The sequence below is a fragment of the Curtobacterium sp. NPDC087082 genome (assembly GCF_044745045.1).
Taxonomy (GTDB): domain Bacteria; phylum Actinomycetota; class Actinomycetes; order Actinomycetales; family Microbacteriaceae; genus Curtobacterium.
Window position 1 is genome coordinate 242,092 of the sequence record NZ_JBIUZN010000003.1, and the last position, 19,143, is coordinate 261,234.

At 72.3% G+C, this 19,143-nt stretch carries 19 protein-coding genes; 7 read left to right on the forward strand and 12 right to left on the reverse strand.

Going from position 1 to position 19,143, the window contains the following annotated elements:
- Positions 1-19: 19 nt before the first annotated feature.
- From ACIPEP_RS10160 to ACIPEP_RS10170, 3 genes are read right to left on the reverse strand one after another with little or no spacing between them, the layout of a single operon-like run.
- The gene (locus ACIPEP_RS10160) at positions 20-1,132 is read right to left on the reverse strand and encodes a Gfo/Idh/MocA family protein (protein ID WP_071295274.1); all 1,113 of its coding nucleotides are present in this window, start codon (positions 1,130-1,132) and stop codon (positions 20-22) included.
- Positions 1,117-1,764 (reverse strand): ThuA domain-containing protein, encoded by a 648-nt coding sequence (locus tag ACIPEP_RS10165; RefSeq protein WP_402717319.1) that lies wholly within the window; start codon positions 1,762-1,764, stop codon positions 1,117-1,119. The genes ACIPEP_RS10160 and ACIPEP_RS10165 overlap by 16 nt, the downstream gene beginning before the upstream one ends.
- Positions 1,765-1,815: 51 nt before the next feature.
- Positions 1,816-2,994, reverse strand: a complete 1,179-nt coding sequence (locus ACIPEP_RS10170; RefSeq protein WP_402717179.1) for a Gfo/Idh/MocA family protein — start codon at positions 2,992-2,994, stop codon at positions 1,816-1,818.
- A 97-nt stretch (positions 2,995-3,091) separates the two neighbouring features.
- Here ACIPEP_RS10170 and xylA point away from each other — a divergent pair, with 97 nt between their 5' ends.
- The 4 genes from xylA (at position 3,092) to ACIPEP_RS10190 (ending at position 8,108) form a co-directional block, all read left to right on the forward strand.
- On the forward strand, positions 3,092-4,285 hold the full coding sequence (gene xylA / locus ACIPEP_RS10175; RefSeq protein WP_402717180.1) for a xylose isomerase: 1,194 nt from the start codon (positions 3,092-3,094) through the stop codon (positions 4,283-4,285).
- Positions 4,278-5,747 carry a xylulokinase gene (locus tag ACIPEP_RS10180; RefSeq protein WP_402717181.1) on the forward strand — a complete coding sequence of 490 codons (1,470 nt, stop codon included), beginning with the start codon at positions 4,278-4,280 and terminating at the stop codon, positions 5,745-5,747. The genes xylA and ACIPEP_RS10180 overlap by 8 nt, the downstream gene beginning before the upstream one ends.
- Positions 5,748-5,850: 103 nt before the next feature.
- Complete coding sequence (locus ACIPEP_RS10185; protein ID WP_402717182.1) at positions 5,851-6,837, forward strand: acetylxylan esterase; 987 nt, start codon at positions 5,851-5,853, stop codon at positions 6,835-6,837.
- Between the two features lie 230 nt (positions 6,838-7,067).
- Positions 7,068-8,108 (forward strand): Fic family protein, encoded by a 1,041-nt coding sequence (locus tag ACIPEP_RS10190; RefSeq protein WP_402717183.1) that lies wholly within the window; start codon positions 7,068-7,070, stop codon positions 8,106-8,108.
- Between the two features lie 20 nt (positions 8,109-8,128).
- Here the strand turns inward: ACIPEP_RS10190 and ACIPEP_RS10195 are convergent, their stop codons facing one another.
- The gene (locus ACIPEP_RS10195) at positions 8,129-8,518 is read right to left on the reverse strand and encodes a hypothetical protein (protein WP_175495961.1); all 390 of its coding nucleotides are present in this window, start codon (positions 8,516-8,518) and stop codon (positions 8,129-8,131) included.
- A gap of 88 nt (positions 8,519-8,606) precedes the next feature.
- Between ACIPEP_RS10195 and ACIPEP_RS10200 the strand changes: the two genes are divergently transcribed.
- Positions 8,607-8,948, forward strand: coding sequence for a DUF4190 domain-containing protein (locus tag ACIPEP_RS10200; protein ID WP_309887837.1), 342 nt, complete (start codon positions 8,607-8,609; stop codon positions 8,946-8,948).
- A 3-nt stretch (positions 8,949-8,951) separates the two neighbouring features.
- Here ACIPEP_RS10200 and ACIPEP_RS10205 read toward each other — a convergent pair whose 3' ends face one another.
- From ACIPEP_RS10205 to ACIPEP_RS10220, 4 genes are all read right to left on the reverse strand, one after another.
- Positions 8,952-9,527, reverse strand: coding sequence for a TetR family transcriptional regulator (locus ACIPEP_RS10205; protein ID WP_402717184.1), 576 nt, complete (start codon positions 9,525-9,527; stop codon positions 8,952-8,954).
- 62 nt (positions 9,528-9,589) lie between these two features.
- Complete coding sequence (locus ACIPEP_RS10210; RefSeq protein WP_402717185.1) at positions 9,590-10,366, reverse strand: sulfite exporter TauE/SafE family protein; 777 nt, start codon at positions 10,364-10,366, stop codon at positions 9,590-9,592.
- A gap of 22 nt (positions 10,367-10,388) precedes the next feature.
- Complete coding sequence (locus tag ACIPEP_RS10215; protein ID WP_402717186.1) at positions 10,389-11,906, reverse strand: LCP family protein; 1,518 nt, start codon at positions 11,904-11,906, stop codon at positions 10,389-10,391.
- A 55-nt stretch (positions 11,907-11,961) separates the two neighbouring features.
- The gene (locus tag ACIPEP_RS10220; protein WP_402717187.1) at positions 11,962-12,309 is read right to left on the reverse strand and encodes a MerR family transcriptional regulator; all 348 of its coding nucleotides are present in this window, start codon (positions 12,307-12,309) and stop codon (positions 11,962-11,964) included.
- A gap of 55 nt (positions 12,310-12,364) precedes the next feature.
- Between ACIPEP_RS10220 and ACIPEP_RS10225 the strand changes: the two genes are divergently transcribed.
- Complete coding sequence (locus tag ACIPEP_RS10225) at positions 12,365-13,348, forward strand: NAD-dependent epimerase/dehydratase family protein (protein WP_402717188.1); 984 nt, start codon at positions 12,365-12,367, stop codon at positions 13,346-13,348.
- Between the two features lies 1 nt (position 13,349).
- Here the strand turns inward: ACIPEP_RS10225 and ACIPEP_RS10230 are convergent, their stop codons facing one another.
- Positions 13,350-13,841, reverse strand: a complete 492-nt coding sequence (locus ACIPEP_RS10230) for a MarR family winged helix-turn-helix transcriptional regulator (protein ID WP_071303123.1) — start codon at positions 13,839-13,841, stop codon at positions 13,350-13,352.
- A 92-nt stretch (positions 13,842-13,933) separates the two neighbouring features.
- Between ACIPEP_RS10230 and ACIPEP_RS10235 the strand changes: the two genes are divergently transcribed.
- A complete protein-coding gene (locus ACIPEP_RS10235) occupies positions 13,934-14,725 on the forward strand; it encodes an SDR family NAD(P)-dependent oxidoreductase (RefSeq protein WP_070416817.1) in 792 nt (263 codons plus the stop codon).
- Positions 14,726-14,806: 81 nt separating this feature from the next.
- On the opposite strand, the gene ACIPEP_RS10240 is transcribed toward ACIPEP_RS10235, so the two are convergent.
- The 3 genes from ACIPEP_RS10240 to ACIPEP_RS10250 all read right to left on the reverse strand — a co-directional run bounded on the left by ACIPEP_RS10240 (position 14,807) and on the right by ACIPEP_RS10250 (position 19,139).
- Complete coding sequence (locus ACIPEP_RS10240) at positions 14,807-17,140, reverse strand: beta-glucosidase (RefSeq protein ID WP_402717320.1); 2,334 nt, start codon at positions 17,138-17,140, stop codon at positions 14,807-14,809.
- Positions 17,141-17,250: 110 nt separating this feature from the next.
- The gene (locus tag ACIPEP_RS10245; protein WP_402717189.1) at positions 17,251-18,126 is read right to left on the reverse strand and encodes a carbohydrate ABC transporter permease; all 876 of its coding nucleotides are present in this window, start codon (positions 18,124-18,126) and stop codon (positions 17,251-17,253) included.
- On the reverse strand, positions 18,123-19,139 hold the full coding sequence (locus ACIPEP_RS10250; protein WP_071295285.1) for a carbohydrate ABC transporter permease: 1,017 nt from the start codon (positions 19,137-19,139) through the stop codon (positions 18,123-18,125). The genes ACIPEP_RS10245 and ACIPEP_RS10250 overlap by 4 nt, the downstream gene beginning before the upstream one ends.
- Positions 19,140-19,143 lie beyond the last annotated feature (4 nt).

The window sequence follows — 19,143 nt, forward strand, 5'->3', positions numbered from 1 at the left end:
TCCTCGCTGCGTGTGCTGGTCACCATGATCCCGGGGTCGCGCCGGCGGGGACCGTCTCCGGCCGGTCGACGCGGGACGCCACCGTGACGACGGTGTGCTCCCGCGAGGCGGTCTGGACGGCCTCCATGACCTCGAGCACGTGGAACGCGAGGTCCCCCGACGCCCGGTGCGGCCGGTCGGTCGCGATCGCGTGCGCCATGTCCGCGAGTCCGTACCCGCGGCCGGCGTCGGCGTACCCGGCCGACACGGGCAGCTCGCGCCACTCGCGGTCGTCGGCCGTCGCGATCGACACCGGGTCCGAGAAGCGGTTCGGGTCCGGGACGGCGAGACTGCCCGCGGTGCCGTGCACCTCGAACAGCGGCGCCCGGGTCGCCCACACCTCGAACGAGACGGTGACCGTGGAGACGACTCCGCTGGCGTGTTCGAGCACGGCGACGACGTGGGTGTCGACGTCGACGGGGATCGGTGCGCCGGCGAACGGGCCGGTCGCGATGGTCCGCTCACGGGTCGACCGGGTGGCGCTCCCGCTGACCCGGGCGACGGGGCCGAAGAACTGCACGAGGCTCGTCAGGTAGTACGGCCCCATGTCGAGCAGCGGGCCGCCGCCGGGCTGGTAGTAGAACGCCGGCGCCGGGTGCCAGAGTTCGTGTCCCGGGGCGCTCCACGACACCGCGGCACCGACCGGGTCGCCGATCAGCCCGTCGTCGAGTGCTGCGCGCGCGGTCTGGATCCCCGTCCCGAGCACGGTGTCCGGCGCGCTGCCGACCCGCAGGCCCGAGCGTGCGGCCAGCTCGAGCACCGGTGCGGCCTCGGCCGTCGCGAGTGCGAGCGGCTTCTCGCCGTAGACGTGCTTGCCGGCGTCGAGGGCCCGGGTGGCCACCTCGGCGTGCGCGGCCGGGATCGTCAGGTTGAGCACGACGTCGACGTCGTCCGCGGCGAGGAGCTCGTCGACGCTCGTGCCCCGGACACCCTGGGCGTCGCCGACCGACCGGGCACGGTCGACGTCGAGGTCCGCCACGGCCGTGAGCGCCAGGCCGGGCAGCGCCGGGAAGTGCTCGAAGTACTGCTGGCTGATGTTGCCGACACCGACGACACCGACCCGCAGTGCCGGACCGTTCACCGGGCTGCCCACAGGAGTCCCCTCTCGATGATCGTGCGGAGCGGCTGCGACTCGACGACCTCGAGCCGGTGCCCGGGTGCCGAGACGAACACGCGTCCCTCGCCCCACTGCCGGGTCCAGATCGCCGGCGCCGTGACCGGACGGTTCCAGGCGTCGAAGTCCCGCGCCTCCTGCGTGGTCGTCGCCAGCACGTCGTTGTACTCGTCGGAGAGCACCCAGTACTGCTCGGTCACGAGGTCGAAGTCCTCGATGCCCTGCGTGATCGGGTGCTCGTGGCCGAGGTCGGTGATGTGCACCGTGTACGGGATGTAGTTGTCGGACTGCTCGCCGGTGCGCTCCGACGGGTGCTTGCCCGCGTGGTGCGCGAACTGGCCGCCGATCATGTGGAGGTAGTCGGCGGTGTTGCGGAACGCGTCCGCGATCCCGCCGTGCCAGCCCGCGAGGCCGGCGCCGCCGAGGACGGCCCGCTGCAGCCCGGCGAACTCGTCGTCGGCGATGGTGGACATCGTGACGACCTGCACGATCAGGTCGACGTCCGCCATGACCGACTCGTCGGCGTACACCGCGGTCGAGTCCGACACCTGCACGTCGAACCCGTTGTCCCACAGGAACGGCACGAACGCGTCGGTGGTCTCGACCGGCATGTGCCCGTCCCACCCGCCGCGGACGACGAGGGCGTGCTTCGTCGGAGCCACTCAGATCACCGTCCAGGCGCTGCCGTCGGCGGCGCTCCGCTCGACCGCGTCGAGGACCCGCTGCACGTGCAGCCCGTCCTCGAACGACGGCGACGGGTCGGTGCCCGCGACGATCGCCTCGACGAAGTCCTTCACCTCGTGGCTGAAGGTGTGCTCGTACCCGATGAGGTGCCCGGTCGGCCACCAGGCGGCCATGTACGGGTGCTCGGGCTCGGTGACGAGGATCCGCTGGAAGCCCTGCTCCCCCGCGGGTGCGGTGGCGTCGTAGAAGCGCAGCTCGTTCATCGACTCGAGGTCGAACTGGATCGCGCCCGCCGACCCGCTGATCTCGAGCGTGAGGCCGTTCTTCCGGCCGGTCGCGTAGCGCGTCGCCTCGAACGTGCCGATCGCCCTGTCGGCAGCGCCACCGGCGAGCCGTCCGAGGAAGAAGGCGGCGTCGTCGACGGTGACCTGCCCGCGTTCGGTCGAGGCGGTGCCGGACAGCCCGACGCCCTCGGCCATCAACGGACGTTCGGTCACGAAGGTCTCGAGGGTGCCGGACACGGTCGACAGCTGTGCGCCCGTGACGTGCTCGACGAGGTCGATCGCGTGCGCGCCGATGTCGCCGAGCGAGCCGGAGCCGGCGAGCGCCTTGTCGAGGCGCCAGGTCATCGGGCCGTCCTCGTCGGCGAGCCAGTCCTGCAGGTAGAGCGCGCGGACCTGTCGGACGGTGCCGAGCCTCCCGTCCTCCACCAGCCGCTTCGCGAACGCGATGGCGGGCACCCGACGGTAGCTGAAGCCGACCATCGCGCGGACGCCGTCCGCCCGTGCGGCGGCGGCCGCCGCGGTCATCGCCTCGGCCTCGGCGACGGTGTTGGCGAGGGGCTTCTCGCACAGGACGTGCTTGCCGGCCTCGAGCGCCGCGATCGCGACCTCGACGTGGGACGAGCCGGGCGAGCAGATGTCGACGACGTCGATGTCCGGGTCGGTGACCACGGCGCGCCAGTCGGTGGACGCGGCCTGCCAGCCGTACTGCTGCCGCGCCGCCTCGGTCCGTTCCGGGTCACGGCCGACGATGACGGCCATCTCCGGTTCGACCCCGAGGTCGAAGAACCTCGGTGCGGTGCGCCACCCCTGTGAGTGCGCGGCTCCCATGAAGCCGTGGCCCACCATGGCCACTCGAAGTCGGTCCTGTGCCATCCGCTCGCTCCCTTGCGATCACGTCCTTGCCAGAGTCAACACTACCGCTTATGTTGGGCGCGGCAACATTTTGTTTCGACGACGAACGGTGACCACCATGGCAACGACGCCCACCCGTGCAGACAAGTTCTCCTTCGGTCTCTGGACCATCGGCTACAACGGATCCGACCCCTTCGGCGGCCCGACCCGCCCCGCCCTCGACGTGGTCGAGGCCGTCGAGAAGCTCGACGAGCTCGGCGCCTACGGGCTGACCTTCCACGACGACGACCTCTTCGCGTTCGGCTCGACGGACGCCGAGCGCCAGACGCAGATCGACCGCCTGAAGGGCGCCCTCGACGCCACCGGCATCGTCGTGCCGATGGTCACGACGAACCTCTTCTCCGCCCCGGTGTTCAAGGACGGCGGCTTCACCTCGAACGACCGCCAGGTGCGCCGGTTCGCGCTCCGCAAGGTCCTGCGCAACATCGACCTCGCCGCCGACCTCGGCGCATCGACGTTCGTGATGTGGGGCGGCCGCGAGGGTGCCGAGTACGACAGCGCGAAGGACGTGCAGGCCGCGCTCGAGCGCTACCGCGAGGCCGTGAACCTCCTCGCCCAGTACGTCACCGACAAGGGCTACGGCATCCGGTTCGCCATCGAGCCGAAGCCGAACGAGCCCCGCGGCGACATCCTGCTGCCGACCCTCGGCCACGCCATCGCGTTCACCGAGACGCTCGAGCGTCCGGAACTCTTCGGCATCAACCCCGAGGTCGGCCACGAGCAGATGGCCGGGCTGAACTTCACGGCCGGCATCGCCCAGGCGCTCTACCAGGGCAAGCTCTTCCACATCGACCTCAACGGTCAGCGCGGCATCAAGTACGACCAGGACCTCGTCTTCGGGCACGGCGACCTGCAGAACGCGTTCTCGCTCGTCGACCTGCTCGAGCACGGTGCACCCCAGGGCGGCCCGGCGTACGACGGCCCCCGCCACTTCGACTACAAGCCGAGCCGCACCGAGGACATCACGGGCGTCTGGGACTCCGCGGCCGCGAACATGCGCATGTACCTCCTGCTCAAGGAGCGCGCGCAGGCGTTCCGCGCCGACCCCGAGGTGCAGGCAGCGCTCGAGGCCTCGAAGGTCGGCGAGCTGTCGACGCCGACACTCAACGACGGCGAGTCGTACGACGCGTTCCTCGCGGACCGCTCCGCGTACGAGGACTTCGACGCCGACGCGTACTTCGGCGGCAAGGGCTTCGGCTTCGTGAAGCTGCAGCAGCTCGCCATCGAGCACCTCATGGGCGCTCGTGGCTGACCTGGTCGCAGGGGTCGACTCGTCGACCCAGTCCTGCAAGGTCACGATCCGTGACGCCGCGACCGGCGCCGTCGTCCGGGAGGGACGCGCGTCCCACCCGGACGGCACGTCCGTCGACCCCCGCCACTGGTGGGACGCGCTCGGCACCGCCGTCGCGGACGCCGGCGGGCTCGCCGACGTCGGTGCCGTCGCGATCGCCGGGCAGCAGCACGGCATGGTGGCGGTGGACGCGGACGGCCGCGTGGTCCGCGACGCGCTGCTGTGGAACGACGTCCGCAGTGCCGACGCGGCCGCGCAGATGGTCGCGGAGCTGGGCCAGGAGGCATGGGTCGCCCGCACGGGTCTGGTACCGGTGGCGTCGTTCACCGGTACCAAGCTGCGGTGGCTCCGCGATGCGGAGCCCGAGAACGCCGGCCGGGTCGCGGCCGTCGCCCTCCCCCACGACTGGTTGTCGTGGCGGCTGCGCGGGTACGGTCCGGCCGACGAGAGTCCGCTCGGCCCCGACCTCGACGCCCTCGCCACCGACGGCTCCGACGCCAGCGGCACGGCCTACTGGGACCCGGTGCGGCGCGAGTACGACGCGGAGCTGTTCGAGTCGGCGCTCGGACGACCGATGCGCGTCGCCGGTGCCACGGGCTCCCCGGACGCCGTCGTCGTGCCGCGGGTCGTCCTGCCCGACGAAGCGATGGGCACGCTCACCGCGGACGTCCAGTTGCCGGACGACGCCGTGGCACCCTCGGGGCTCCTCGTCGGCGCCGGACTCGGCGACAACGCCGGGGCCGCGCTCGGCCTCGGACTCGGCCCGGGTGACGTCGCGGTGTCCCTCGGCACGAGCGGCACGGTCTTCGGGGTCACCGACGCCGAGGTGCGCGACCCGAGCGGGACCGTGGCGGGCTTCGCCGACGGGAGCGGGTCGCGCCTCCCGATCGTCACGACGCTCAACGCGGCGCGCGTGCTCGAGGTGATCGGCGGCCTGCTCGGCGTGGACCACGACGCGCTCGGCGAGCTGGCGCTGCAGGCGCCGGCGGGTGCCGACGGGCTCGTGCTCGTGCCGTACTTCGTCGGCGAGCGCACGCCGAACCGACCGGACGCGACGGCCTCGCTGCTCGGCATGACGCCGGGGACGACGGACCGGGCGCACCTCGCCCGGGCCGCGGTCGAGGGGATGCTGTGCGCGCTCGCGGACGGCCTCGCTGCGGTCGAGGGCACCGGTGTCACCGTCGAGCGGCTGCTGCTCATCGGCGGTGCCGCACGCAACGAGGCCGTGCGGGTCGTCGCTGCGCAGGTGTTCGGCCGGGACGTCCTCGTGCCGGAGCCGGGCGAGTACGTGGCGGCAGGCGCGGCGAAGCAGGCGGCGTGGGTGCTCACCGGGAGCCTGCCGGCGTGGCAGACGGCGACCACGGTCGTGGCCGGCGACCCGCACCCTGAGGTGCTCGAGCAGTACCGGGCCGCCGCGCGCTGAGCGGCTGCCACGACATCGCAACGCCTGGCACGATCGGGCGTACCTGGTCGGACGTTCCGACCATGTACGCCCGATCCGCCAAGGTCTGCCCGGAGGAGACCACATGCCGTACACCGACCTGCCCCTCGACGCCCTGCGCGCCTACCGACCCGACGTCCGCCGGCCGGACGACTTCGACGCCTTCTGGGCCGACACCGTCGCCGACGCACGAGCAGCCGGCCAGGGGACCGCGCCGGTCCTGGTGTCCGCCGACACCCCGGTGACCGGACTCGTCATCGAGGACCTCACCTTCCCGGGCTTCGCCGGCGACCCCGTCCGGGCCTGGGTCTCACGACCGGTCGACGCCGCCGGGCCGCTGCCGGTCGTCGTCGAGTTCCTCGGCTACAACGGCGGTCGCGGGCTGCCGGGCGAGCGGATCTCGTGGGCCCTCGCCGGGTACGTGCACGTCGTGATGGACACCCGCGGCCAGGGCAGCGGGTGGGGATCCGGCGGCGACACCCCGGACCCGCACGGCTCCGGCCCGCACATCGGCGGCTGGATGACGAGCGGCATCGGGTCCCCCGCCGACCACTACTACCGGCGCGTGTACACCGACGCCGTCCGACTCGTCGACGCCGTCCGCTCGCTGCCGGGCGTCGACCCGGACCGCATCGCGCTGACCGGCGGGAGCCAGGGCGGCGGGATCACCATCGCCGCGGCCGCGCTGGTCGAGGCGCACGTCGGACCGATCACGGCGCTCCTGCCGGACGTCGCGTTCCTCAGCGACTGGGAGAACGGCACCGCCGTCGCCGTGGGTGGTCCGTACCTCGAGCTCGCGCGGTACCTGTCCGTGCACCGCGACGCGATCGACACCGTGTGGGACACGGCCGCGTACTTCGACGGGGTGCACTTCGCGGCGGGGATCACCGCGCCGGCGCTGTTCTCCGTCGCGCTCATGGACGACGTGGTCCCGCCGCGGACGACCTTCGCGGCGTACAACGCGCTCGGCTCGGTGGACAAGGCGATCGAGGTGTACCCGTACAACGGGCACGAGAGCGGCGGGTTCGCGCACTGGGAGCGGCAGGTGGCGTTCCTGCGCGAGCGGGGCTGAGCCGGGCGCGATCGCAGTGTGCGGACGGCAGATTTTCTGAGATAATGGCTCATCACAGAAAATCCGAGGTCCGACTCATGACGTTGCTTCCCGAAGCATGGCCGTCGCTCGATTTCGAGGATCTGCAGTGGCAGAGCCGGTACGCGGAGCACGGCCCACGAGCCGCGCGCCGGGAAACGATCACCGAGCCGTACCGAGCAGCGGTTCCGCCCCGCATCGCGCACCGTTCCATGCGGCTGTCCGACGCCGTGTCGGTCCTCGCAGACGAGGCGTCGACAGCACTCACACGCTTCGATGAGTCCCTCGGGAGCGAGGTCGCGCCGTTCGCCCCGCTGCTGCTCCGCTCGGAAGCGGCTGCCTCGTCGCAGATCGAACACCTGACGGCGAGCGCGCGGCAGATCTTCACTGCGGAACTCGGCGGCGTCGGGAAGCGCAACGCGGGCGAGATCGTGTCGAACACCCGCGCGATGCGCACCGCGATCGAGTTGTCCGACCGATTGACGACGGAGACCGTGCTGGCCATGCACGAAGTGCTGCTCCGCGGCGACCGCCGGCATGAGGCCGGGCGGTTCCGCGAAGAGGCCGTGTGGATCGGCACCAGCGGGCGAACGCCGGTCGGCGCTGACTACGTGGCGCCGGCCTGGGAACGCGTCCCGTCGCTGGTCGACGACGTGATGGAGTTCGCTCGTCGACTCGACCTGCCCAGACTCGCGCAGGTCGCGGTGACGCATGCCCAGTTCGAGACGGTCCACCCGTTCACCGACGGCAACGGACGCACCGGCCGGGCGCTCCTCCAGGCGATGCTCCGGTCGAACGAACTCACCCAGAACGTGACGGTGCCGGTCTCCGCCGGCCTCCTCACCGACACCGCGGGGTACGTCCGAGCGCTCACCGACTACCGCCGGGGAGACATCGAGCCGATCATCCGTCTGGTCGCCGAAGCCTCCTTCGAAGCGATCGGCAACGCCCGCGAGCTCGTGGACGAGATCTCGTCGATCCGAGCGCGCTGGCGAACGGCCGTCACGGCCCGTCGCGACTCCGGCATCTGGCAGGCGCTCGATGTGGTCGCCCGGCAGCCCGTCCTCAACGCATCGACCCTCGCAGCCGAGATGGGCGTCGAGGCGAAGAACGTGTACCCCCACCTCGACCGACTCGTCGCCGCTGGCATCCTGACGAAGAAGAACGAGTACCAGCAGGGCATCCTCTTCCGGAACGACGAGGTGCTCGGGGCGCTCGATGCGTTCGCCGCACGCGCCGGACGACGCGGCTGAGCCGGGCGCGATCGCAGCGGTCAGTACCAGCGGCGGACGAACTGCTCCAGGACGTTCTTCACGACCTGGACCGGGCCCGGTGCGGGCTCCCCGCTGTCGCGGCCGATCCGGCGCAGCAGGGCGGCCTGGGCGTCCTCGTACTCGGCCACCTCGTCGGCGGAGTAGTCCGACGGCGGGACGGTCCGGATGGCGCTCACCGCTTCGAGCCGCTCCAGCCCCCACCGGAACCCGACCGGGTCCGGCGCCGCTTCGACGAGCGCCACGAGGGCCGCGTCCGAGTAGGTCCCCCGGGGGTCGGCTGCGGCGGAGATGAAGTCCGTCAGCCCGCGGAGCGCCGGCCCCGACCCGCCGGCTCGCATGTGCACGCGCCGCGCTCGGCTGCAGAGGTCGTAGAGGAGTCCGTCGTCCACGGACCGAGCGTGGCACACCGGAATGCCTCCACGCCACCAGGACTGGGTACTCCCCCCGTCGGTCGTCGCGCTCCTAGGCTCGGTCGCCGTGACCGACATCGCTCCCGGAGCCCACGTGCCCGCCACCCGACCCGACGCCGCGCCGACCGCTGGTGCTCCGACCGCGGTCGCTCCGCTGAGCCTCATCGCGGTCGTGGCCATCGCGCTCGCCTTCGTCGCGCCGATCGGCGGGGTCATCGTCGGGTTCATCGCCCGCCGTGAGGTCCGGCGCACCGGCGAGCGCGGCGACGGCCTCGCCTTCGCGGCGGTGCTCATCGGCGCGACCCTGACGCTCGTCACGGTCGTGCTGCCGGCCGCCGTCGCCGCGTCCGGCTTCCTCGGGTTGGGCGTGCCCTTCGCCCTCGGCCTGCCGTTCGGCGAGGGCTCCTGACCGTCAGTGACCGACGAGTGACGTGACCGCGTCGACGACGATCTGCCGTCGCCGCGCCGGCACCACCGCGCGCGTCAGGGCCTCGGAGTCCGCGGAGGCCTCGCTCCAGAACGCCGCGAGGTGCAGCACGAGGCCGAGCAGCACGGCGGGTCGGTAGCTGCGCGGCAGGACGCCGGCCCGCTGCGCCCGCTCGACCTCGGCGACCATCGTGGTCCGGCGTTCGACGATCGCCTCGAACGGAGCGGCCGACGCGCGCTCGAGCCGGTGCCAGGTCGCCAGCCGCTGGGCCCAGGGCCGCTCGGTCCACGAGTCGTGCAACCGGCCGGCGAACCCGGGCAGGTCGTCGGTGTCGAGCGGGACGAGGTCGAAGGTCTCGGCGACGGTCTGCTCGACGAGCGCGTCGAACAGCCCCTCCTTGCTGCCGAAGTAGTGGAAGACCTGCGCCTTGTTGCTCGACGCGGCGGCGGCGATCCGCTCGACCTTGCCGCCGACGAGCCCCGCCGCGGCGAACTCGTCGCGCGCGGCGAGCAGGAGGCGTGCGCGGACGGCGTCGGCGGCTGGGGGCGTGAATCGTGCCATGCCGACCACCGTACCGATCCGGACGGTCGTCCCGGGGCGTCAGGGAGCACCGTCCCCGCGGATCAGGACGAGGCCACCGTGACGAACAGGTACACGGCGAGCGCGACCGAGCAGCACGCGATCGCGATCCGGAGGACCCCGTGCGGCACCCGCCGGGCGACGGTCGGTCCGATGAGCCCGCCGACCACCGCCCCCGCGCCGAGGGCCACGGCGGCGGACCACACGACGTGCCCGGACACCGCGAACACGACCGCCGGCAACAGGTCCGCGGCGAGGAGCAGCACGTTCTTCACGGCGTTCGCACGGTGCAGGGACGGCTCCCCGGTGAGCAGCAGCACGGCGATCATGAGCACACCGGATCCTGCGCCGAAGTACCCGTTGTAGACGCCGACCCCGACGATCCCGGCCGAAGCGGCGGCGCCGTGCCCACCCGCGGCGGCACCGGGCGCCCGTGCACGACGACGGTCGATGAACGGCTGCAGCAGCAGGAGCAGTCCCCCGGCGAGCACGAGGAACGGGACGATGCGGTCGAAGAGGTGCGCCGGTGTGACGACCAGGAGCACCGCGCCCGCGAGCGAGGCGGCGACGGTCGTCGGCATCCAGCGACGCAGGACAGCTGGTTCGGCGCGCACCTCGTGCCGCGCGCGGAACGCGGAGCTCGCACCGCTGCCGATGAGCGCGACGGAGTTCGTGACGTTCGCGGCGAGCGGTGGGACCCCGACGGCGAGCAGCGCCGGGTAGGCCACGAGGGAGGTGATCCCGCCGGCGGTGCCGATCACCCCGGCCACCACGCCCGCGACGACGAGGATCCCGACGGTCAGCACAATCCATGCTGACACGGCGCGGTGGCCGGGGGTGCGATCAGTTGATGCAGGTGCCCTGCTTGCCGTACGCGTTGCCGACCGGGGTGGACGACGGGGTGGCCGCGGGCGCGGACGACCCGGCACCGGACGACCCGGAGGCGCCGGACCCGGAACCGGCCGAACCCGCGCCGGAACCGGACCCGGATCCGGACCCGGCAGCCCCCGCGGCCCCGACCGTGTGCCCGTCGGTCCCGAGCACGAGCGTCACCCCCGACACCGTGGTCGAGCGGACCGCCGTGGCTCCGGGGACCGCCGCGACGACGGCCTTCGCCGCGGCCTCGGCGCCCTTCGGGTACTCGACGACCGTGGCCGCCGTGGTGGTGGTGTCGCTCGGCGCCCCGACCACGAACCCCTTCGCCGTGAGCGCTGCCGAGGCGGCCGTCGCACCGCCCGGCGTGGAGCCGCCGTTCTGCACGGACACGTGCACGCTCGACGGGGACGCCGCCTTCGCCGCCGTGTACGCCGCGGGCGCGCCCACGATGCCCTGGATGAACGCCGGCACCGCGCCGAAGTCCACCGCCACCGTCGAGTAGCCGTCGATGGTCGGGGTCCCCGCGGTGGGGATGGTCGTCGACCGGATGCTCGACAGGTCGATGCTGCGGAACGTGTTGACGAGGCTCGGGATGCTCAGACCGTCGTCGATCTGCACGGCGTCCCCGACACCGTGCAGCAGGTCCGACACCTTCACCGGGTTGAGGAGGGTGCCGGCGGAGAGGACCTTGCGGGCCTCCTGCGAGAGGAAGTACTGCTGGCGGACCTCGCGGTCGAGGTCACCGCGCGGGAGCCCGTCGCGCTGCCGGACGAAGGAGAGCGCTTGCGAGGCGTTCAGCGTCGAGTTCCCCGCCGGGAGGTCGACGTTCGAGTTCGGGTCGTGGGCGGGTTCGTTCAGGCAGACCTGGATCGGCCCGAGCGCCTTCACGAGCTGGTAGAAGCCGAGCAGCGAGACGCGCACGAAGTGGTCGATCTGCAGGCCGCTGATGTTCTCGATGGTCTGGATGAGGAGGCGCATGCCACCGGCGTCGCCGCCGCCGTTCGCAGCACCGTCCGAGAACGCGCTGTTCAGCTTGAACGTGCCGTGGCCGGGGATCGGCACCCACGAGTCGCGCGGGAACGAGATCATCGTCGCGCTGCCCCCGCCCGCGGGGATGTGCAGCACGATCATGGTGTCGGTGTTCGTCGCCCCGTCGTCGAGCTGCGTGCCGAGCTCGGCGAGCTCCTGCGGGGTGGCATCGGCCGGACGGTGGTCGTCCCCCACGAGCAGGATGTTCTCGGCCGACCCGTCGACGTCGGCGGACGCCGAGGGGTGCGGGAGCGCCACGTGCACCTTGGTCACGGCGCTGTCGAGCTGCGCGTAGGACCAGGCCGCGTACCCGCCCGTGAGCACGAGTGCCATCGCGAGGACGCCGCCGATCGCCGGGAAGAGGGTGCGGGCTGCGCGCCGCTGGCGACCGTGGCGCACGGCACCGCGCTCGGTCGGCACGATCGGGTGCTGGCCCCCGTCAGGTTCGTCATGCATGGCGTCACCCTAGGGACGGTCGCTGCACGCGTGCGGAATCCGCCTGCGGAGCGGTTCAGCGTCCGACGCGCGCGAGCGACTCCGACAGGGCGTCCCTCGTCGCGAGGAGCCGCTGTGCCCGCGCGTCCATGTCGTCCCGGATCGCGACGACCTGGTCGATGATGCCCGGGCACTGGTCCTCGACCTTCCGGCCGCGGGTGCACGGCAGGACCTGTTCGATGAGCGCCGTCGGCAGCCCGAGGTCGAGGAGCATCTTGATCGTGCCGACGGTCTCGACGTCGGACTCGTCGTACTCGCGGTAGCCGTTGGCCCGTCGCTCCGGCCGGATGAACCCGAGCTGCTCGTAGTAGCGCAGCGACCGGGCACTCGCCCCGCTGGCCCGGCTCAGATCGCCGATCTGCATCGTCGCTGCTCCTCGCTTGACCTTGACACTGATGTCAGAGTTTAGCGTGCCGTCCATGCAGATCTTCGTCATCGGCGGCACCGGCTACTTCGGCTCGGTCCTCGTCGAACACCTCCGTTCCGCCGGCCACTCCGTGACCGCGCTCGCCCGTTCCGAGCAGAGCGCCGCCCGCCTGCGAGCGGCCGGCGCAGTACCCGTCGCCGGCTCGATCACCGACACCGAGGTGCTCCGCACAGCCGCCGCGGCCGCCGACGCGGTGGTGTACGCCGCCTCGGACTACGCACCGACCGCGCAGTCGACCGAGGACGAGCTCGCGGCCGTCCGGGCCGTCACCGCCGGAGCAGCAGAACCCGCCGGAGCAGCAGAAGCCGCCGGAACGAACGGAACGCCCGGAACGCCCGGCACGCCCGGAACGCCCGGAACGCCCGGAACCACCGGGACCACCCCGAAGCCCGTCGTCTACACCTCCACCGGACTCGTCTACGGCTTCGACCCGACGGACGTCACCGAGGACGCGGTCCTCCCCGAGGTCAGCGCCCAACCGGTCAAGGCACAGGCCGAACGCATCGTGCTCGGCGCGCCGGGCATCACCGGGATCGCCGTCCGCGCCGGACTCGTCTTCGGCCGCGGCGGGACCGGGCTCGTCACCGGCCTCATCGGCGCCGCCGTCGCGAACGGCGCCGCGACCTACATCGGCGACGGTGCGAACGCCTGGTACCCCGTGCACGTGGACGACCTCGCCGACCTGTACGTCCGGGCGATCGAGCACCCGGTCGCCGGCGTCGTCAACGCGGTCGGTTCGGTGCCGTTCACCTTCCGGGAACTCGCGGAGGCGATCGGCACCCTCACCGGCACCCCGAGCGTCTCCGTCCCGCTCGAGGTCGCCGAGGCGCAGATGGGCCCGGCAGTCCGGACGCTGACGACGTCCACGCACCTCCTCGCGACGAAGGCACGGGCCACCTACGGCTGGGACCCGTCGGAGCGGTCACTCGTCGAGGACGTCCGGAACGGGTCCTACACGGCTCCGCCGCGCCCCTGACTCACCGCGTCGGCGGGGACCAGACCGGTGTCCCGCCGACGGCCTCGGCGATGCGTCGACTGACCGCGCCGAGCTGCCGCACCTGGGCCGGCGTGAGCGCGTCGAAGACCACCCGCCGGACGAGCGCCTGGTGCGCCGGCGTGGACGCCACGACCTGCTCGTGCCCGCTGTCGGTGAGCACCGCGAGGGTGAACCGCCCGTCGGTCGGGTCGACCACGCGGTGGACCCACCCCTTCTGCTCCAGCCGCGTCACCGCGCGGGACAGCCGCGACAGGGTGCAGCTCGCGGCGGCGGCGAGCACGCTCATCCGCAGCGTCCGGTCGGGTTCGCTGTCGAGGGCGAACAGGACGCCGTGCTCGAAGTGCGTCAGGCCGGCGTCACGCTGCAGTTGCGCGTCCAGCGCGGTCGGCAGTCGTTCGAGCACGGTCGCGAGGGCGACCCAGACCTCGAGCTCCTCAGCACTGAGCCCGGTGGTGGCGACGTCGTCCGGCATGGGGAGAGCGTACCACCGTGACTTGCTCAGGCAAGTGAACCTGCGTACATTGACTTGCCCAGGCAAGTGAACCGACACGACAGGAGTACGACGTGGATCTCGACATCAGGGGCCGGACGGCGTTCGTCAGCGGCTCGACGCAGGGCATCGGGTACGCCGTCGCAGCAGCCCTCGCGGCGGAGGGAGCCCGCGTCGTGCTGAACGGACGGGAACGCACGGGGGTCGACGCCGCCGTCGCCCGGTTGCGAGCGGCGCTCCCCGGCGCCGAGGTGTCCGGGATCCCGGCGGACTTCGCCGACCCGGCGCAGGTGGACGCGCTGCTCGAGCAGCTCCCGGAGGTCGACGTGCTCGTGAACAACGTCGGACTGTTCGGCCTGGCCGACTTCGGATCGGTCGACGACGCCGAGTGGCAGCGGTACCTCGACGTCAACCTGATGAGCGGCGTCCGACTGTCCCGGGCACTGCTCGACCCGATGGTCGAGCGCGGCTGGGGCCGGATCGTGTTCGTCAGCAGCGAGTCCGGCGTGAACGTGCCCGTCGACATGGTGCACTACGGCGTCACGAAGGCCGCGGTGATCGCGCTCGGCAACGGCCTGGCGAAGCGGACCCGAGGGACGGGCGTCACCGTGAACACGGTCCTCGGCGGCCCGACCTGGTCCGACGGGGTCGCGGCCACGATCGAGACGATCGCGGCCGCGCAGGACGCTCCGGTCGAGGCCGTGCAGGCCGCGGTGATCGGGCAGAACCGCACGACCCTGCTCGAACGGTTCATCCGGCCCGACGAGATCGCGGACCTCGTCGCCTACCTCGCCAGCCCGCGGGCGTCCGCCACGAACGGTGCGGCGGTCCGCGCCGACGGCGGGGTGCTCACCGGGATGCTCTGACCCGGATCCCGGCCAAGGGACGGACTGGAGGCGCGGTGCGAGCCCGCACCGCGCCTCCAGTCCGTGCCGTCGTCGGTCCGGTCAGACCCGCTCCCAGGTGACCGTGCGCCGGTCGGACGGCTCGACCTCGCGCACCGGCCCGGTGACGCGGACGACCGCGCGCGCCGTGGCGGACCCGGGGACGGGCGCGGGGCAGGTCCCGCCGCCCACCGCGACGATCCCGTCGGCGCGCACCCCACCGGTCGGTCCGGACGCCGCGGCGTGGGACGCGACCCACACCTCCACGTCCCCGGGCTCGACCACCTTCCGCAGGGCACGGTCGGTGAACGAGAACCGCTGGACGGGCACGCTGAACCGCAGGCGCACTGACTCCCCCGGGCCGAGCGCGACCCGGGCGTACCCGAGCAGCTGGGCGACCGGCCGGGTGACGCTCCCCTGCACGTCGTGCCCGTACAGCTGCACCACGTCCTCGCCCGCACGCTCCCCGGTGTTCCGGACGGTCACCCACGCGTCGAAGGCACCCGCGCTGGACACGGTCGGGTCGACGACGAGCTCCTCGTACGCGAAGGAGGTGAACGAGAGCCCGAACCCGAACGGCCGGACGGGCGTCGAGTCGGTCGCGGTCACGTCGGACGGGCCGCCGAGGCGCGGGTGCAGGTACGTGTACGGCTGCGCGCCGGCGGCCCGCGGGAGCGAGACCGGCAGGCGACCGGACGGTGCGGCGGCGCCGGTGAGGAGGTCCGCGATCGCGAGACCACCGCCCTCGCCGGGGAAGAACGCCTGCACCACCGCGGCCGGACGGGGAGCGTCGCCGTCGAGCGCCCACCCGATGGCGTACGGCCGTCCGGTCAGGAGCACGACGACGGTCGGCGTGCCGGTGACGACCACCGCCTCGACGAGCTCGCGCTGGACGCCCGGCAGGTCGAGGGACTCGGTGTCGTTCCCCTCGCCGACGGTCCCGCGGCCGAACAGTCCGGCCTGGTCGCCGACGACGACCACCGCGACGTCGGAGCGCTCCGCGACCGCGACCGCGTCGTCGAACCCGGAGCGGTCGTCGCCGGTCACGGCGCAGCCCGCGGCGAACCGGACGGTGTCGGCCCCGAGCGACTCCGTCAGCGCCTCGCGCACGGTCGGGATGGCGAAGCCGAGCGGCAGGTCGGGGTGCGCGGCGAGCACGTGGTTGGCGAAGGAGTAGCACCCCTGCAGGGCCTCGGCGCGATCGGCGTTCGGCCCGATCAGCGCCACCGACGCACCCGGCGCCAGCGGCAGGACCGGGGCCTCGGGTCCGTTCGACAGCAGCACGAGCGACCGCGCCGCGAGCGCCTTCGCGAGCGCCCGGTGCCGAGGGGTGTCGAGGTCGATCCCGGTCGGCGGCTCGTCCTCGAACGCGTCCGGGTCGAGCAGCCCGAGCCGCTCCTTCTGCCGCAGCACGCGGAGCACCGCGCGGTCGACGAGCGCCTCGTCGACGTCACCGGAGCGGACACGGTCGACGAGCGGCGCGAGGTAGGCGTCCCCGGTGGGCAGCTCGACGTCGATGCCCGCGGTGAGGGCGAGTGCGGCCGCTTCTCCACGGTCGGCGGCGACGCCGTGCATGACCTCGAGGAACGCGACCGAGAAGTAGTCGGCGACCACCGTGCCCTCGAACCCGAGCCGGCCGCGGAGCAGGTCGGTCAGCAGGTCACCGTTCGCCGCGACCGGCACGCCGTCGACCTCGGCGTACGAGTTCATGACGCTCCGGGCCCCGCCGTCGCGCAGCGCCATCTCGAACGGCGGCAGGAAGACGTCCGCGACCTCGCGCGGCCCGGCGTGCACGGGAGCGTGGTTCCGCCCCGCCTGCGACGCGGAGTACCCGAGGAAGTGCTTGAGCGTCGCGTCCACCCCGGCGCGCTGCAGGCCCCGGACGTAGGCGGTGCCGATCGTCCCGACGAGGTACGGGTCCTCGCCGATGCACTCGTCCACCCGCCCCCACCGCGGGTCGCGGACGACGTCGAGCACCGGGGCGAGGCCCTGGTGCACGCCGAGCTGTCGCATCGAGTCGCCGATCGCCTCGCCGACCCGCTCGACGAGCTCCGGGTCGAAGGCAGCGCCCCACGCCAGCGGCGTCGGGAACGTGGCGGCCTTCCAGGCGGCGAGCCCGGTGAGGCACTCCTCGTGCACGAGTGCCGGGATCCCGAGTCGCGTCTCGCGCTTGAGTCGTCGCTGCTCCGACCACAGCCACGCCGCGCGCTCGTCCGGCTCGACGGGGCGGGTGCCGTAGACGCGGGTGAACTGGCCGAGGCCGTGGCGCGTGACGTCGGCCAGGGTGCGGCCGTCGGCGTCGTCGTGCGCCGCCATCTCCCCCTGCATCGGGGCGACCACGCCGTTCTGGTCGAGCCAGTAGCCGACCAGCTGCGCGGTCTTCTCCTCGAGCGTCATGGCGGCGAGCAGGGCGGTCGCGCGGTCGGCGCCGGTCGCGTCCTCGACGCGGCGCTGGTCGGACTGGAGGCGCGGCTCGCGTCCGACGGTCCGTGTCGCGTCCGTCGCCGTCACCCCTTCACCGCCCCGGTCAGGCCGCCGACGATGCGCTTCTGGAAGATCGCGAAGAACACGAGCGCCGGGATCATCGAGAGCGAGGTGAACGCGAGCACCCGGGCGGTGTCGACCGAGTACTGGGACGCGAACGCCTGGACCCCGAGCGGCAGCGTGTAGGTCGACGCGTCGTTCAGGATGAACAGCGGCAGGAGGTAGCTGTTCCAGCTGCCGATGAACGCGAGGATGCCGACCGTCACGACGCCGGGGAGGGACAGCGGGACGACCATCCGGAAGAAGAACCCGAGCTTGCTCGCGCCGTCGATGGCGGCCGCCTCCTCGAGCTCGTCCGGGATCGCCCGGAGGAACGGCACCAGGATGATGACCGTCGTCGGCAGGGCGAACGCGATCTGCGGGAGGATCACACCCGCCAGGTTGTTCGTCAGGCCGAGGTCCTTCACGAGGATGTAGAGCGGCGTGATGGCGACCGTGATCGGGAACATCAGACCGGCCGCGAACAGTGAGTAGAGCGCGCCGCTCCCCCGGAACCGGTACCGGGCGAGCACGAAGCTCACCATGAGGCCGAGCACGACCACGCCGAGGGTGGTGGTGACGCCGGCGATCACCGAGTTGCCGAGCTGCTGCCAGAACACGCCGCTCATCAGGACGGTGACGTAGTTGCCGATCTGCCACGGGTTCGGCAGCCCTGCCGGGCTCGCGGTGATCTGCGAGTTCGTGCGGAACCCGCCGAGCACGATGTACGCGACCGGGCCGATGCACACGGCGATGAACAGCAGCGCGATGAAGTACGTGCCGAGGTTGCGCTCGCGACGGACGGGTCCGGTGTCACGCTGGCGGCGCTTCGGCGCGACGATGGAGGCGGTGGCGGTCATCGGTCGCTCTTCTCGGTCAGGGCGCCGGCGGTGTCGCGGCGCAGGACGAACCGCTGGTAGACGAGGGCGACGACCAGCGAGATGAGGAAGATCACCACGGCGACGGCGTTGCCGTACCCGTAGTTGCCGGACAGGCGGCCGTTGCCGACCATGTAGGTCGCCATCGTCGAGGTCCCGGCGGTCGAGGCGATGTACTGCCCCCAGATGATGTAGACGAGGTCGAACAGCTGCAGTGACCCGATGATCGACAAGAACGCCCAGATGCGGAGCGTCGGTCCGAGGAGGGGCAGCGTGATGCGTCGCTGGATCTGCCAGTAGCTCGCACCGTCGAGCTGCGCGGCCTCGAACAGTTCCTCGGGGATGCTCTGCAGGCCGGCGAGGAAGAGGATCACCGCGAAGCCGATGTACTTCCACGAGATGATCCCGAGCAGGGTCCAGAGCGCGATGTCGGGGTTCGACAGCCAGTCGTTCCGCAGGCCGCCCAGGCCGATGCTCTGCAGCAGGTCGTTCAGCGCACCGCTCGACTGGAGCATGAGGCTCCACCCGGTGCCGACGATGACCTCGGAGATGACGTACGGCAGGAAGATGAGGACGCGGATGAGCCCGCGGCCGCGGATCCGCTGGTTGAGCAGCAGCGCGAGGACGATCGCGATCGGGCCCTGCACGACGAGCGAGCCGATCACGATGAACAGGTTGTGCCAGAGCACCGCCCGGAAGTCGGGGTCGGTGAAGATCACCGTGTAGTTCTGCAGGCCCACGAAGTCGACCGGGGCGCCGTAGCCCTGCCACTTGTAGAAGCCGTAGTAGGCGGCGAGTGCGACGGGCAGGATGACGAACCCGACGAACATGATCACCGCCGGACCGGCGAGGACGGCGATCTCGACCCGGGTGCGGACGTCGGTGCCCTTGCGGACCCGGCGGGCCGGGGCCGACGGCGAACCGTCGGCCCCGCCCGTGCGACGCCCCGTCCCGGCCGGCGCTTCGTTCGAGCGCGGTGCGACGGAGGTGGTCATGTGT

Coding starts and splice junctions, on each gene's coding strand:
- ACIPEP_RS10165 (WP_402717319.1), bottom strand. CDS start 1,764: ATGCCGGTCGAGACCACCGACGCGTTCGTGCCGTTCCTGTGGGACAAC.
- ACIPEP_RS10170 (WP_402717179.1), bottom strand. CDS start 2,994: ATGGCACAGGACCGACTTCGAGTGGCCATGGTGGGCCACGGCTTCATG.
- xylA (WP_402717180.1), top strand. CDS start 3,092: ATGGCAACGACGCCCACCCGTGCAGACAAGTTCTCCTTCGGTCTCTGG.
- ACIPEP_RS10185 (WP_402717182.1), top strand. CDS start 5,851: ATGCCGTACACCGACCTGCCCCTCGACGCCCTGCGCGCCTACCGACCC.
- ACIPEP_RS10190 (WP_402717183.1), top strand. CDS start 7,068: ATGCGGCTGTCCGACGCCGTGTCGGTCCTCGCAGACGAGGCGTCGACA.
- ACIPEP_RS10205 (WP_402717184.1), bottom strand. CDS start 9,527: ATGGCACGATTCACGCCCCCAGCCGCCGACGCCGTCCGCGCACGCCTC.
- ACIPEP_RS10215 (WP_402717186.1), bottom strand. CDS start 11,906: ATGCATGACGAACCTGACGGGGGCCAGCACCCGATCGTGCCGACCGAG.
- ACIPEP_RS10220 (WP_402717187.1), bottom strand. CDS start 12,309: ATGCAGATCGGCGATCTGAGCCGGGCCAGCGGGGCGAGTGCCCGGTCG.
- ACIPEP_RS10225 (WP_402717188.1), top strand. CDS start 12,365: ATGCAGATCTTCGTCATCGGCGGCACCGGCTACTTCGGCTCGGTCCTC.
- ACIPEP_RS10230 (WP_071303123.1), bottom strand. CDS start 13,841: ATGCCGGACGACGTCGCCACCACCGGGCTCAGTGCTGAGGAGCTCGAG.
- ACIPEP_RS10240 (WP_402717320.1), bottom strand. CDS start 17,140: ATGACGCTCGAGGAGAAGACCGCGCAGCTGGTCGGCTACTGGCTCGAC.
- ACIPEP_RS10245 (WP_402717189.1), bottom strand. CDS start 18,126: ATGACCGCCACCGCCTCCATCGTCGCGCCGAAGCGCCGCCAGCGTGAC.
- ACIPEP_RS10250 (WP_071295285.1), bottom strand. CDS start 19,139: ATGACCACCTCCGTCGCACCGCGCTCGAACGAAGCGCCGGCCGGGACG.